This window comes from Bacillus sp. SIMBA_005, assembly GCF_046535585.1.
GTDB classification, from domain to species: Bacteria; Bacillota; Bacilli; order Bacillales; family Bacillaceae; genus Bacillus; species Bacillus pumilus.
The window spans coordinates 1-264 of sequence record NZ_JAWRWI010000580.1 but is presented as its reverse complement, the minus strand read 5'-3'; the positions used below and the strand labels follow the sequence as shown (position 1 = coordinate 264).

The window sequence follows — 264 nt, the reverse complement described above, 5'->3', positions numbered from 1 at the left end:
AATTAAGCCAACCGCAATTAGTGTTGCTATTATTCTACGATCCACTTCAAGCATATTTAAAACCTTTAAAATCGGTGGTATTAGTAAAGGGATAAAGGCAATATGAATTGGAATTAAATTTTGAGAAAAAATGGCCATGATAAAAATAAGCAGAAAAATTAATACTTTTACTAAGCCCTTCCTATTACTTGAACCATTTTTATTTAACACGTTTAACATACCTGCAATCAATAACTCTGGTATACCTGTCTTCGAAATAGCTAT

Annotated in this window: 1 pseudogene; it reads right to left on the bottom strand. The window is 30.3% G+C overall.

Features of this window, described 5'->3' with window-relative positions:
• Nucleotides 1-264: pseudogene (locus tag SB660_RS21380) on the bottom strand (sodium:proton antiporter); the annotation flags it as partial.